14 protein-coding genes are annotated in these 13,589 nt (G+C 72.5%); 8 read left to right on the top strand and 6 right to left on the bottom strand.

All coding sequences use genetic code 11. The features are described 5' to 3' along the window. Positions 1–230: 230 nt before the first annotated feature. The gene (locus tag K4G22_RS26440; protein WP_228082956.1) at positions 231–590 is read right to left on the bottom strand and encodes a barstar family protein; all 360 of its coding nucleotides are present in this window, start codon (positions 588–590) and stop codon (positions 231–233) included. Between the two features lie 228 nt (positions 591–818). Here K4G22_RS26440 and K4G22_RS26435 point away from each other — a divergent pair, with 228 nt between their 5' ends. Beyond that, positions 819–1,277: a VOC family protein gene (locus tag K4G22_RS26435; protein ID WP_228082955.1), complete on the top strand. Its 459-nt coding sequence runs from the start codon at positions 819–821 to the stop codon at positions 1,275–1,277. A 68-nt stretch (positions 1,278–1,345) separates the two neighbouring features. On the opposite strand, the gene K4G22_RS26430 is transcribed toward K4G22_RS26435, so the two are convergent. From K4G22_RS26430 to K4G22_RS26415, 4 genes are all read right to left on the bottom strand, one after another. Beyond that, entirely contained in the window at positions 1,346–1,819 is a 474-nt protein-coding gene (locus K4G22_RS26430) for a VOC family protein (protein ID WP_228082954.1), read from the bottom strand. Between the two features lie 108 nt (positions 1,820–1,927). Next, entirely contained in the window at positions 1,928–2,704 is a 777-nt protein-coding gene (locus K4G22_RS26425) for an MBL fold metallo-hydrolase (RefSeq protein ID WP_228082953.1), read from the bottom strand. Between the two features lie 452 nt (positions 2,705–3,156). Beyond that, complete coding sequence (locus tag K4G22_RS26420) at positions 3,157–4,266, bottom strand: Gfo/Idh/MocA family protein (protein ID WP_228082952.1); 1,110 nt, start codon at positions 4,264–4,266, stop codon at positions 3,157–3,159. Continuing rightward, positions 4,263–5,009 (bottom strand): sugar phosphate isomerase/epimerase family protein, encoded by a 747-nt coding sequence (locus tag K4G22_RS26415; protein ID WP_228082951.1) that lies wholly within the window; start codon positions 5,007–5,009, stop codon positions 4,263–4,265. Before K4G22_RS26415 ends, K4G22_RS26420 begins: the two co-directional genes overlap by 4 nt. A 398-nt stretch (positions 5,010–5,407) precedes the next feature. On the opposite strand from K4G22_RS26415, the gene K4G22_RS32050 reads away from it, so the two are divergent. From K4G22_RS32050 to K4G22_RS26390, 6 genes are all read left to right on the top strand, one after another. After that, positions 5,408–5,482 carry a putative leader peptide gene (locus tag K4G22_RS32050; RefSeq protein WP_425336814.1) on the top strand — a complete coding sequence of 25 codons (75 nt, stop codon included), beginning with the start codon at positions 5,408–5,410 and terminating at the stop codon, positions 5,480–5,482. Positions 5,483–5,705: 223 nt separating this feature from the next. Then, the gene (locus K4G22_RS26410) at positions 5,706–6,842 is read left to right on the top strand and encodes an ABC transporter substrate-binding protein (RefSeq protein WP_228082950.1); all 1,137 of its coding nucleotides are present in this window, start codon (positions 5,706–5,708) and stop codon (positions 6,840–6,842) included. Further along, positions 6,839–7,726 carry an ABC transporter permease gene (locus K4G22_RS26405; RefSeq protein ID WP_228082949.1) on the top strand — a complete coding sequence of 296 codons (888 nt, stop codon included), beginning with the start codon at positions 6,839–6,841 and terminating at the stop codon, positions 7,724–7,726. The genes K4G22_RS26410 and K4G22_RS26405 overlap by 4 nt, the downstream gene beginning before the upstream one ends. Continuing rightward, complete coding sequence (locus K4G22_RS26400) at positions 7,702–8,487, top strand: ABC transporter ATP-binding protein (protein ID WP_228082948.1); 786 nt, start codon at positions 7,702–7,704, stop codon at positions 8,485–8,487. The genes K4G22_RS26405 and K4G22_RS26400 overlap by 25 nt, the downstream gene beginning before the upstream one ends. Then, positions 8,484–9,860, top strand: coding sequence for an LLM class flavin-dependent oxidoreductase (locus tag K4G22_RS26395; protein ID WP_228082947.1), 1,377 nt, complete (start codon positions 8,484–8,486; stop codon positions 9,858–9,860). The genes K4G22_RS26400 and K4G22_RS26395 overlap by 4 nt, the downstream gene beginning before the upstream one ends. A 120-nt stretch (positions 9,861–9,980) precedes the next feature. Beyond that, positions 9,981–11,120 (top strand): LLM class flavin-dependent oxidoreductase, encoded by a 1,140-nt coding sequence (locus K4G22_RS26390; protein ID WP_228082946.1) that lies wholly within the window; start codon positions 9,981–9,983, stop codon positions 11,118–11,120. 61 nt (positions 11,121–11,181) lie between these two features. On the opposite strand, the gene K4G22_RS26385 is transcribed toward K4G22_RS26390, so the two are convergent. Beyond that, entirely contained in the window at positions 11,182–11,994 is an 813-nt protein-coding gene (locus K4G22_RS26385; RefSeq protein WP_228082945.1) for a thioesterase II family protein, read from the bottom strand. Between the two features lie 254 nt (positions 11,995–12,248). On the opposite strand from K4G22_RS26385, the gene K4G22_RS26380 reads away from it, so the two are divergent. Continuing rightward, the gene (locus K4G22_RS26380) at positions 12,249–13,526 is read left to right on the top strand and encodes an FAD-binding protein (protein ID WP_228082944.1); all 1,278 of its coding nucleotides are present in this window, start codon (positions 12,249–12,251) and stop codon (positions 13,524–13,526) included. Positions 13,527–13,589 lie beyond the last annotated feature (63 nt).

Raw genomic sequence — 13,589 nt, 5'->3', positions numbered from 1 at the left:
CGGGCCGCTGCCCGCCACGGAGCCCCGCGGGCCAAATCCTCCGACGCCGCCGGCCATCCGGCGCGGCTACCCGGCCAACGGGTCTGGCGGAGCCAGCCGTCCGTCATGGGGTCATAACGCACCGGCCGTCCAACGCATCGAACGCCGGGCACATGACTCGCGGTGACCGCCACGGCGGCGACTACCCCTCGCCAGGGACATGCCACGCCCGGCAAGCCGCAGGGGCCGCGTCAGTCGGCCAGCAACACCACCCGCAGGGGGACCCGCCCACGGCCGGCGCCCCCCGCGCTCCCCGCGCTCAGCCGCTCCAGGGTCTCCAGCAGCTCCGCCCGTTCCCCGGGGTGGTCGGCCAGCAGCGCCTCGGCGTGTTCGACGACCAGGAGGCAGCGCTCCGCGCCCAGCCAGCGCAGATCCCGCAGGCAGTCGATCAGGGCATCCCAGTTCCATCCGAAGTAGTCAGGGAGCCGGAGCTCCTCCTGGAACCGGGCGAACACCCCGTCCCGATCACCCATCCGCCGACCGTCGAGCCGCGCCACATAGAGCAGGCCGCTCTCCGGCGCCACCTCGTCCACCGGCAGCCGATCCACCATCGTGCCCCTCTCTCACCATCCGTCACCCGCCCACCGGGCAGGGCGCGAACACGTCGCGCCCAGCGCACCCCCACACGCTCACGCCGGCGCGCCCAGCGCACCGCGCGCCCAGCGCACCGCGTGCCCAGCGCACCGCGTGGCCAGCGCACCGCGCGCCGTACCGTCCCCCGCCGGCGAACCAACGGATGATAAGCCCCGGACCCCACCGTTCACCTCGAAGGATCCTCCATGGCGAACCAGTCCTTTCCCGCGCCCACGGCCGAACAGGGCCTCTTGGTGGCCCACTTCCTGACCGTGCGGGACGTGGCCCGTGCCCGCCACTTCTACAGCGAGGTCCTGGGCGGGGAGATCGTCCTCGCCGAGAACCCCTGCACCGTCAGGCTCGCCAACACCTGGATCATCATGAACCCCTGCGGCGGGCCCACCCCCGACAAGCCAGGCATCAGCCTCGCCGCGCCAACCGATCCCGACACCGCCTCCGCCTTTCTGAACCTCCGGGTCGCGGACATCCAGGCCCGTTATGACGAATGGCGCGGCAGGGGCGCCGAGTTCGTCACGGAGCCCCTGGACAGAGGGGCGGAGATCCGCTGCTATCTGCGCGATCCCGATGGCTATCTGATCGAGGTCGGTCAAGCGACCGGGATGCTCCACGGCCACTACGTCGAGGCCGGCAACAGCGAGAAATGACGGCTGGGGGCCGGAGGCCGCGAACCGGGGGCCGTGCCGCCCCCGGCTCCCGGCCGGTGCTCGTGCGATCAGCCCGCGTACGCGTCCTTGAGTCCCTGGATGTCGATCTTCTTCATGCCGAGCATCGCCGCCATCACCCGCTGGGACTTCTCGGGGTCGGGGTCGGCGATCAACTCCGTAAGGACCTTCGGCACGATCTGCCAGGAGACGCCGAACTTGTCCTTGAGCCATCCACACTGGACCTCCTGCCCGCCATCGGCGGTCAGCTTCGTCCAGTAGTTGTCGACCTCCTCCTGGGACTCACACTCCACATAGAGCGAGATCGCCTCGTTGAAGGTGAACTCGGGGCCGCCGTTGAGACCGATGAACCGCTGCCCGAACAACTCGAAGGCCACCGTCATCACCGAGCCCGGCTCGCCGGGCCCCGACTCTCCGTAGCGCTGGATCTCCAGGATGCGGGAGTTGTCGAAGATCGACGTGTAGAGCCGCGCCGCCTCTTCCGCCTGCTGATCGAACCAGAAGTGCGTGATGATCTTCTGCATGCCGGACTCCTCGTCCTCGACGTGTGGGAACTGCCGAGGGATAGACCGTTCCTGGGCGCAGAACTCATCGGCGTGCGAACGACGGAACGAGCCGCTTGGCGGGGGCGGTCAGCGGACACCAAACTGGCGGGCCAGCCGGGTGGCCTCCGTTGGCGGTCCGGCGATGGGGGCGCCGTGGCCGGGCAACAGCAAGGTCTCGTAGGGGAGTTGATCGATCCGGTCGAGCGCGGCAAGGGCGGCGGCCCCGTCGTGCGTGAACCCGCGAGGGACCAGGCAGGGGCCGATGTGTCCGACGATGCGGTCGGCGGCGACCAGGGCGTCACCGGTGAAGAGCAGGCTCCGCTCGGGGAAGTGGAAGGCCGTGGAGCCGGGGGTGTGCCCGGGGAGCGACAGCGCCATGGGGCGCCCGGGCACGGACTCCAGCCGCTGGTCCGCAGCGAAGGCGGTGGCCCCGGCGACGGGGCGCGCGGTGAAACCGCCCTTGCGCGCGACGTGCAGCGGGATCGCCAGCGCGGCGGGGCGACGCAGCAGATAGCGGGCGAGGGAGCGCTCGGGCTTGGCGTGCCGGAACGTGCTGCGCGGGCCGTCGCGGAGGATGGGCGCGTCCTCGGCGTGCACCAGGACGGCGGAGCCGGCGCCATGGAGCGGGGCGGCGAGGCCGGTGTGGTCGGGATGGGCGTGGGTGAGCAACACCGCCCGGATGTCCTCCAGATCATGCCCGATGCTCACCAGATAATCCCGGAGCTGGCCGAGATGCGCGGGAAGACCGGCATCGATCAGGATCAGCCCCTCATCGGAGCGCACCAGATAGAAGTTGACCGCTTCATCGCCCATGCGGTGAACGCCGGGGGCGACCTCCATCGGGGGCGTCTCTCTGCCGGGCATCCGTCCTCCAAGGTTGGGGCAGGGCTACCGCGCGGTCGCGATCGCGGGGTCGCGGAGCGCGCGACGGCCTCGCCGGAGGCCGTCTCCCAGAGGTTCGGCAACGAGCGGGTTCCGCTGAAGGCCCTGGACGGCGGAGATCCGAAACGGCAATCCCTGTACGGAGAGTGAACCCCAACGGGTGATTGCGACTCTCTGTGATCACGCGTAGCGTCTAGGACGTGGGTGGCGCCTTCGGCAGGGAAGGCCGCAGCCGCCGGGCCAGGGTGCGGGGCCGGGCGGCTGCGGGCGGTCGGCGCGGCGCCGGGAGGTGACGCGCCTGGCCCGAGAGAGAGGAGGGGCAGAGGAGTAGACAGCGGAGGACGAAGGAGCCGAGAAGGAGGAGCCGGGACGAAGGAGCCGGGAAGGAGGAACGAGCGGAGAGAGGTGGCGCGGCGTGGGGAGATGCCGGTCGGTCAGCCGAGTTCCGCGGCGTAGGGGTCCCAGTCCTCGGGCAGCGGGCTCGGGGCGGGAAGGGGGGTGTCGACGCTCTCGTCGGTGAAGGTGTGTGCCTCGGCCGAGTCCGTGATGGCGGCCATGGTGCGCAGCACATGGAGCGCCAACTCGCCGGAGGCGCGGTGTGGTTGGCCGGTGCGCAGGGCCCTGGCCATCTCCAGGACACCGATGCCTCGGCCGGCGGTCGTCCCGGTGACCGGGAGGTCCTGCCACTCGTCGGAGTCGTTGGCCCTGACCTGGACGGGGCCGGTGAAGGTGTTGGGGTCGGGCACGGCGAGGGCGCCCTCGCTGCCGATGACCTCGAACATGATCCGGCGGTTGGCCGAGTCGAAGCTGAAGACCGAGGCGGCGCTCGGGCCCGAGTGGAACTCCAACAGCGCGCTCACATGGGTGGGCACGTCAACGGGGAACTGCTGGCCCGCCTTGGGGCCCGAGCCGGTGACCCTGCGGTCGCGGCCCCGGCGGGCGGTGGCGGCGACCCTCGCCACGCCACCGAAGAGAGCGACCAGGGAGGTGAGGTAGTAGGGGCCGATGTCGTAGAGCGGCCCGGCGCCCGGCTGGTAGAAGAAGGCCGGGTCGGGGTGCCACCCCTCGGGGCCCAGGCTCTGCACGGCGGTGTGTGCGGCTATCGGGGTGCCGATGTGGCCGGCCCGGACGGCGCGGAGCGCGGTCTGTATGCCGGCGCCGAGGAAGGTGTCGGGAGCGTTGCCCACCAGCAGTCCGCGTTCGGCGGCCCGTGCCAGCAGCTGTTCGCCCTGTTCGGGCAGGGTGGTCAGGGGCTTCTCGCCGTAGATGTGCTTGCCCGCCCGGACGGCGGCTTCGGCCACCTCGGCATGGGCGGCGGGCACGGTGAGGTTGACGACGATCTCGACCTCGGGCACCGCCAACACCGTGTCCAGATCGCCGGCGACGGGCACCTGGTGCTCGGTGGCCACCCGGGCGGCGCGCTCGGTGTCCAGGTCGGCGACGGCGAGCACCCGGGTGTCGGGGAAGCTGGTGAGGGCCTTGAGGTAGGCGTCGCTGATGACTCCGGCGCCGACGACTGCGACGCCCACGGGGCCGGTGGTCATGCGGGCTCCAGGGTGGTGAGGTAGGCGCGGCTCGCGGCCAAGGCCTCGAAGAGGTCGGTGTCACAGCTGTCGAGTTCGACGATGCGCAGCGCGTCGGGGGCGGCGGCGAGGATGTCGCGCACCGGCATCACTCCGGCGCCGACGGCGAGATGGGCGCCGTCCCGGGTGAGGGGCCCGTCCTTGACGTGCAGGGCCCGCACCCGCTCGCCCAGGTCGGTCAACAGGCGGGGGACGTCGGCACCGCCGAGGGCGGCCCAGTAGGTGTCCAGCTCCAGGAAGACGGCGGGGTCGAGGAGTTCGGCGAGGAGTTCCAGGGCGTGGCGGCCCTCGATCACCGGCTCCAGTTCCCACCAGTGGTTGTGGTAGCCGAGCTGGATGCCGTGGGTGGCGGCCTGCTGGGCCAGTCCGTTGAGCAGGTCGGCGGCGCGGGCGATGCCGTCCCGGGTGGTGAAGTCCTCCTCGGGGATGCCGGCGGGGACGATGGCGGCCTTGGTGCCGATGGTGTTGATCGCGTCGAAGACCGGCCCCGGCTCGTCTTCCCTGACCAGGGCGACAGCGTGGATGACGGGGACGGTGAAGCCCAGGTCGTCGGCCACCCGGCGGAAGCCCGTGGGGTCGTTGGTGGGGTCATAGGGTTCGACGGCGGTGAATCCGATGTCGGCGATCCGGCGCAGGGCGCCGTCGCGATCGTTCGCGATCGCCTCGCGCACGGTATAGAGCTGAACGCCCAGTGGTTCGGGCATGGTCACTGCCTCCAAGAGGTGAACCTGCAATACAGCCAGAGAGGACGATAATGCGCTTTTCACTCTGAGGACTAGAGGGTTTCGATCATCGATCGCCGCGCCATACCGAACGATTGCCCGCCCCCGTCGTCCGGCCGGCGCGCGGCCGGCCGGTGTCGGGCGCGGCGCGGGCGCGTCCTCGAAAGCGAGGACGCACGTTCGCACCTGGCGCCATGCCATACCGATTTCACATGGCGTTCCAACACCGCAAGAGATGCCCAACTAACGTGCCTCATAAGGGAGTTGGACGTCACAACATTGCCGCCTCATGTCCTCCGCACCAAGCGCGTCCCGCCCCCGCGACGGACCGGTGTGAGGTGTCTTGACCCTTCGCGCAGACGTTCGCTACGTTCCCCGACATGCGGACCTCCGAGCGTTTCACCGAGCGCCGCGCCGTCGACCTGATGCGCGTGAGCACCGCCATCTGTCACTGACCCCCGCGCTCCGCTCCCCGGCCGCGCCCCCGCATCGACGCCGCTGCGGCAGCCGTTCACCGGCTCAGGCGCACTCCCCCCAGCCGACGGGCCCCTCCGCCCCACCGGCCGGCTTCCCCTGCCCACCGACGCCACGCGCCCCCGCGCCACGCGGCGCCCGTCCTGGCGCCGGTCGAACCGTCGCACGGCCCCTGCGGCGATTCCTCACCTCTTGGAACCACCTATGCCCAGGTATGGATCACCCCCGCGTCTCCGTGGCGCCTCGCGCCCCGCCGTCCTCGGCACCGCGCTGCTGCTCGGCTCCCTGCTGTTGACCACCGGCTGCGCCGACGACACCGCGACCGCGAGCGCCTCGGACCTCGCCGACACCCCGATCCCCGACACCGTCTCCCCCGACACCAAGCTGACCATCGGCACCCCGGAGATCGAGGTCGCCCTCGAACTCTCGGGCCTCATCGACGAGATCCCCTTCGAAGTCGAGTGGGCCAACCTGAGCGGCGGACCCCAGTGCTCCGAGGCGTTCCGGGCCGACTCCCTCGACATCTGCTCGGCGGCCGAGATCCCGTCCATCCACGCCCACTGGACGGGGTTGGACACCAGGCTGGTGGCCGCCGAGTTCCGCGACGACCCGATCGCGCACCCCATCTACGAGCTGGGCGTCGCGCCGGGAGTCGAGGTCGAGGAGCTGTCCGACCTGCGCGGCAAGAAGATCGCCTTCAGCCCCGGCCAGGCCCAGGGCGCCCTGATCCTGCGCGTGTTGGACGCGGCCGGACTCGGCCACGACGATGTGGAGTTGGTCGAGCTGCCCAGCACGGGCGACGTCTACCCCACGGCGCTCGGCAGCGGCCAGGTCGAGGTGGCGCCGCTGGGCTCGGTGCACATCCGCCGCTACGCGGAACAGTACGGCGACGAGGGCGGCAGCCTGATCCCGCACGGCCTGCGCGACGACCCGGGCCATCTGTGGGTGCCCACCTCGTCGGTGAGCGATCCCGAGAAGGCCGCCGCCATCAGGGAGTTCGTCAGGATCTGGGCCCGCGCCCAGCTCTGGATCGACGAGCACCCCGAGGAGTGGATCGAGGGCTACTACATCGCCGATCAGGGCCTCTCCTACGAGGACGGCGCCTATCTGGTCGAGCAGAGCGGCCACCCCGACATCCCGGCGGACTGGACGGACGCCATCGAGCGGCAGCAGCAGACGATCGACCTGCTGGCGGCGGAGTTGGACAACGAGTCGTTCGACGCGGAGATCCTCTTCGACCGCCGCTTCGAGGCCGTGGCCGCCGAAGCCTGGTCCGACGCCGTCGCCGCGACCGGCGGCCCGGCGGCCGGCGACGCGGCCGAAGGGGGTGACGAGGGATGAGCACCGAGCTGTCCAAGCCGGCGGTCACCGGCCCCGATGCCCCGCCCGAGCCGGCCCCCCGGCAAGCCGCGGCCACCCGCCCCGCCGCCACCCGCCTCAGGCGGCGCCGGCGGCGTCTCGGCCCCGGCCGCCCCATCCCGTTCGGCTGGGCCATCGGCCCCGCGCTGCTGCTGGCCGTCTGGGCCATGGGCTCGGCCGCCGGGCTGATCGACGAGCGGAACCTGTCGGCGCCATGGGACGTGGTCGCCACCGCTGGGGAGCTGATCGAGGAGGGCCGGCTCCAGGACCACCTGTGGGCGTCGACCGAACGCGCCCTCTCCGGTCTCGCGTTCGGCGTCGCCGCCGGTCTTGTGCTGGCGCTGGTCGCCGGCCTCAGCCGGCTGGGCGAGGGGGTGATCGACGGTCCGGTGCAGATCAAGCGGTCGATTCCCTCGCTGGCGCTGATCCCGCTGCTGATCCTCTGGTTCGGCATCGGCGAGTCCATGAAGGTCATCACCATCACCCTCGGCGTGCTGGTCCCGATCTATATCCACACCCACCACGGGCTGCGCGGCATCGACAGCCGCTATGTGGAGCTGGCCGAGACCCTGCGGCTGAGCCGGTGGGCCTTCCTGCGGCATGTGGTGTTGCCGGGCGCGCTGCCCGGATTCCTGTTGGGCCTGCGGTTCGCCGTCACCTCGGCGTGGCTCTCCCTGGTGGTGGTCGAACAGGTCAACGCGACCAGCGGCATCGGCTACATGATGGAGCTGGCGCGCACCTACGGCCAGACCGACGTCATCCTCGTGGGCCTGGTGGTCTACGGACTGCTGGGCCTGATCTCCGACGGCCTGGTGAGGCTCGCGCAACGAAGGGCACTGTCATGGCAGCGCACGCTGGCGGACTGACGGCCGCCGCACCGGCCGGCTCCGCGGTGCACATCGCCTCGCTGACCCGACGGTTCGGCGAGCGGCGGGTGTTGGACGGGCTGGATCTCGACATCGCGTCCGACGAGTTCGTGGCCCTGATCGGGCGCAGCGGCTCCGGGAAGAGCACGCTGCTGCGCGTTCTGGCCGGCATCGACCACGAGGTGACGTCCTATCAGGAGCTGGCCGCGCCGGAGAAGGTCTCCGTGGTCTTCCAGGACGCCAGGCTGCTGCCCTGGAAGCGGGTCCTGGACAACGTGGCGCTTGGCCTCGGCGGCCACGACGCCGAGGCGCGCGCGAGGACGGCGCTGGCCGAGGTCGGCCTTGAGGGGCGGGAACGGGCCTGGCCGGTGGAGCTGTCGGGGGGCGAGCAGCAGCGCGTCGCGCTGGCCCGCTCGCTGGTGCGTGATCCCGAACTGCTCCTGGCGGACGAGCCGTTCGGCGCGCTGGACGCGCTGACGCGGCTGCGGATGCACACGTTGCTCCGTCAGCTCTGCGCCCGGCACCGGCCGGCCGTGCTGCTGGTCACGCACGATGTGGACGAGGCGATCGCGCTGGCCGACCGGGTGGTGGTGCTGGACGAGGGCCGGATCGCCGCCGATCTGCCGGTGGACCTGCCGCCGCCGCGCAGCCCCGGCACCGCGCGCTATGCGGCGCTCCGCACCGAGCTGCTCACCCTGCTGGGTGTGGACCCGGCCGGCGACTCCGTCAGCCCCAGCGTCGAGGAGGGCGAACTCCCGTGACCCGTCAGGCAGATGAGCGCTCGCGCCGTCAACTGCACCTCAACCTCTTCATCTACCCGGGCGGTCACCACGAGGCAGCCTGGCGCTACCGGGGTTCGGCGCCCGAGCGCCTGTTGGACATCCACTACTACCAGGACATCGCGCGCCGAGCCGAGGCGGAGAAGTTCGACGGGATCTTCCTCGCCGACGGTCCCGCGCTCGCCGACAACGTCCGTTACGCCAGCAGGTTCCGGCTGGAGCCGTTCACCTCGCTGGCGACCCTGGCGGCGGTCACCGAGCGGATCGGGCTGATCGCCACCGCCTCCACCACCTACTTCGAGCCCTACAACCTGGCCCGTCTCCTCGCCTCGCTCGACCATCTGAGCAAGGGCAGGGCCGGCTGGAACATCGTCACCACCGGCGCGCCGCAGGCGGCGGCGAACTTCGGCCTGGAGGCCCATCCGGCGCACGCCGAACGCTACGACCGGGCGCGGGAGTTCGTCGAGGTGGTCAGCAAGCTGTGGGACAGCTGGGAGGACGAGGCGCTGGTCGCCGACCCGGCGTCCGGGCTCTTCGCCGACACCGACCGGGTGCACCCCATCGAGCACCTGGGCCGGCACTTCACGGTGCGCGGGCCGCTCAACATCCCGCGCACGCCGCAGGGCCGCCCGGTCTATGTGCAGGCCGGCTCGTCCGAGGACGGAAGGGCGTTCGCCGCGCGCTTCGCCGAGGCGGTGTTCACGGCCCATCAGACCCTGGCCAGCGGGCAGGAGTTCTACGCCGACCTGAAGCGGCGCGCGGCAGCCGCGGGGCGTGACCCCGACCAACTGCTGGTGCTGCCCGGCATCAGCCCGTTCATCGGCTCGACGGAGGCCGAAGCCCGGGCGCTGCACGCCGAGTTCGACGAGCTGACGCAGCCGGAGTACTCGTTGCGGATGCTGGACCGCGTCCTGGGCGTGCGGCTGACCACCGAGCAGCTGGACGGCCCGGTGCCGCGCGAGCTGATCGAGACCGGCGGCGAACGCGGCAACGGCAGCAGGTTCCAGGTGATCCTCGACATCATCGACCGCGAACAGCCCACCGTGCGGCAGCTGTTGCACCAGCTCGCCGGGGCCAGGGGTCACCGGGTGGTCACCGGCACCCCGGAGCAGGTCGCCGACCAGATCCAGGAGTGGTTCGAGAACGGGGCCGCCGACGGCTTCAACATCATGCCGCCCTGGCTGACCGGCGGCTTCGACGTCTTCGCCGAGCAGGTGGTGCCGATCCTGCGGCAACGCGGCCTGTTCCGATCCGAGTACACCGGCAGCACACTGCGCGAGCACTACGGTCTGCCCCGCCCGGCCGGCCGGTCGCCGAGCCAGCCCGCCGACAGGCTGGTGCCCGCAGCGCGCTGACGGACCACCGCCGCCCGGTCGTCGACGCGGGGGACGGGACACCCGTGGCCTCCCCGCCCCCCGTCCCCCGCCCGTCGACCGGCCGGTCACCCGAGTGAACCGCCACTGAGAGGGGTGCGCATGTCGCACGAGTCCGTGCCGCTGTCCATACTCGACCTGGTCCCCATCAGCTCCGGAGGCACCGCCGGCCAGGCGCTGCGCAACACCGCGGATCTGGCCCGGCACGCCGAGGAGTTGGGCTACCACCGCTACTGGCTGGCCGAGCACCATCTGGTCCCCGGCGTGGCCAGCTCGCAGCCCGCCCTGGTGATCGGCCTGATCGCCGGCGCCACCCGGCGAATCCGGGTGGGTTCGGGCGCGGTCCAGCTCGGCCACCAGACGGCGTTGGCGGTGGTGGAGCAGTTCGGCATCCTGGACGCCCTCGCCCCTGGCCGCGTCGATCTGGGCCTCGGCCGCTCGGGCCATCGGGCGAAGCGGGGGCACGAGGCCGACAAGCCCAGGCCGGAGCCCGCGCCCGTCGAGGCGCGCGAGGTCGAGGGGCTGTTGATCCCGCCTCCCTTCAACCCGGGAAAGCTGCTCGCCTCGCCCCGATTCGCCGTGCACCAGCGGCTGTTGCACGCGCCGGGCTCCGAACCGCGCGACTACGCCGAGCAGGTGGACGAGATCCGGGCGCTGCTGGACGGCACCTACCGCTCCCCCGAGGGTCTTGACGCGCATGCGACGCCGGGGGAGGGCGCCGACATCCAGCTGTGGGTGCTGGGCAGCAGCGGGGGCGAGAGCGCCAGGGTCGCCGGCGAACGGGGCCTGCCGTTCACCGCCAACTACCATGTCAGCCCCGGCACCGTGCTGGAGACGGTGGCCGCCTACCGCAAGGCGTTCGTGCCGTCGGCCGAGCTGTCCGAGCCCCTGGTGCAGGTGTCGGCCGATGTGGTGGTGGCCGAGGACGAGGCGACGGCGCGCCAGCTGGCCAGCGGCTACGCGCCCTGGGTGCGCGCGATCCGGGACGGGCGCGGCGCCATCCCGTTCCCGACGCCGGAGGAGGCCGCGTCGCTCAGCTGGACGGCGGAGGAACGGCGGCTGGTCGCCGACCGGTTGGACACCCAGTTCGTCGGCACCCCGGGCCAGGTCGTGGAGGGGCTGACCCGGCTGCGCGCGGCGACCGGCGCCGACGAGCTGCTGATCACCACCATCACCCACGACCACGCGGACCGGGTCCGGTCCTACCGGCTGCTCGCCGAGGCCTGGGGCACCACCGGCTGACCCGCTGGCGCACGCCGCCGCCGGGCCGTCGCACGGGACGGCCCGGCACCGGGGGAGGGCCTCAGCGCGCGGCGGAGTCCGGCAGGGGCGAGGACGCCAGCGCCGCCGCCACCCGCCGGGCCACCGCCTCCCAGTGGTCGGCGAGGTAGAAGTGGGCACCGGGGAAGGTGTCCAGGCTGAACGGCCCCTCGCTCAGCGGCGCCCAGGCCCGGCCCTCCTCCTCGTCGACGCGCGGGTCCACATCGCCCAGCAGGACGTGCAGCGGGGCGCGCAGCGGCGGGCCAGGGCGGTGGCGGTGGGTCTCGATGGCCGTGTAGTCGCCCCGCAGCGCCGGCAGCACCATGGCCACGATGCTCGGGTCGCGCAGCACCGCCGCATCGGTGCCGCTGAGCGAAACCACCTCGGCGATCAGCCCGTCGTCGTCGCGCTGGTGCACCGTCTCGGTGCGGTGGACCGTCGGTGCGCGACGCCCGGAGAGGAAGAGCCCCTGGGCGACCAGCCCGTCGGTGGCCTCGAAGCGGCGCGCCACCTCGTAGGCGAGGACGGCGCCCATGCTGTGCCCGAAGAAGGCCAACGGCCGGTCGGCGAAGGGCCGGAGCGCCAGGTGGGCGGCGTCGGCGAGCAGTTCGACGCTGGGCAGCGGCGGGTCCGCGATCCGGTCCTGTCGGCCCGGGTACTGGACGGCCAGCACCTCGGCGGTGGGCGCCATCAGCTCGGCGAAGCGGAAGAAGTAGCTGGCGGACCCGCCGGCGTGCGGCAGCGCCACCAGCCGGAAAGGCGCGTGCGGGTTGGGGTGGTAGCGGCGGACCCAGTCGGTGTTCCCGTTGGCCCGGCCGCCCGGCCCTGCGGTCGGCCCACTGCCACGCTCGGCCATCGACGACACCCTCCCCGTCTCCCCTCCCGTGGCCTGGCCGGCCCCGGATTCTCGGGAACCATCAGAGCTCATGGCCGCGACCCGGCGCAGCAACGGGCCCCGGAAATGGCCGGTTTCCGACGCTCGCCCGCCGGGCGGACGGGGTGAAGCCGTCCGGCCGCGCGCCCGGCCTCGGGAGTCGCGGCCCGGAACGCCGGGGGGCGGAAGGCCGGGGGCCCTACGCGTCCCCCTGGGTTCCGTAATACCGTCGACACATGCAGACCACCGGGGCTCTGGCCCACAACTGGGCCGGAAACATCACCTTCGGCGCGGCTCGGCTGCACCGGCCGACCTCCATCGACGAGCTGCGGCGTATCGTCGCCGGCGCCGAGCGGGCCCATGTGCTGGGCAGCGGGCACTCGTTCAACACGATCGCCGACACGGCGGGCGATCTGATCCGGGTGGACAGGTTGCCCCGCCGGGTGGAGATCGATCGGGACCGCCGCACGGTCACGCTCAGCGCCGGCCTGCGCTACGGCGAGTTGACCGCCGAACTCCACGCGGCCGGCCTCGCGTTGGCCAATCTGGCCTCGCTGCCGCATATCTCGGTCGCCGGCTCGGTCGCGACCGGCACCCATGGCTCGGGGAACGAGCGGCGCGGGCTGGCCTCGGCGGTGCGGGCGATGGAGTTCGTCGGCCCGGACGGCGAGACGCACACCGTCGACGCCGAGTCCGATCCGGAGCGCTTCCCCGGCGCGGTGGTGCATCTGGGGGCGCTGGGCGTGGTGACGGCCCTGACCCTGGAGACGGAGCCGACCTTCGAGGTGGCCCAGTGGGTCTACACCGGGGTGCCGCTGGACGCCGTGGCCGCCCACTATCCGGAGATCTCCGCCAGCGCCTACAGCGTCAGCGTCTTCACCGACTGGCACAGCGGCGAGGCCACCGTCTGGCTCAAGCGCCGCACCGACCGGGAGGACGCCGGACGGCCGGGCGAGCGGTGGTTCGGCGGCACGCCGGCCGCCGGGCCCTGGCACCCGATCCCCGGGATGCCGGCCACCTTCTGCACCCGGCAGGGAGGCGTGCCGGGCCCGTGGCACGAGCGGCTGCCGCACTTCCGCTCCGAGTTCACGCCCAGCGGCGGCGAGGAGTTGCAGTCCGAGCTGTTCCTGCCGCGCGAACGGGCCGCCGACGCGGTGGCGGCGCTGCGGGAGATCGCGGCCCAGTTCGCCGGGGTGCTCCAGATCGCCGAGATCCGCACCATCGCGGCGGACGAGCTGTGGCTGAGCCCGGCGCAGGGCCGGGACTCGGTGGCCCTCCACTTCACCTGGGTCAAGGACCAGGCGGCGGTGCTGCCGGTGCTCGCCGCCGTCGAGTCCCGGCTGCTGCCGCTGGGCGCCCGCCCGCACTGGGGGAAGCTCACCTGCGCCACCCCGGCGACGGTGGTGGAGCTCTTCCCCCGGTTCGCCGACTTCCGGCGACTGGCCGCCTCACTCGACCCCGAGGGGTGCTTCCGCAACGCCTTCCTGGACGCGCTCTTCGACGCCGCCCCCTGAGGCCCCCGCCCGCCCGGGGGCAGCGGCGGCCGGCCGGCGCCGAATGGCCGACCACGGCCGGCC

The organism is Streptomyces profundus, assembly GCF_020740535.1.
Taxonomy (GTDB): domain Bacteria; phylum Actinomycetota; class Actinomycetes; order Streptomycetales; family Streptomycetaceae; genus Streptomyces; species Streptomyces profundus.
The sequence above is the reverse complement of the archived record's forward strand: the minus strand, read 5'-3'. Positions and strand labels throughout refer to the sequence as shown.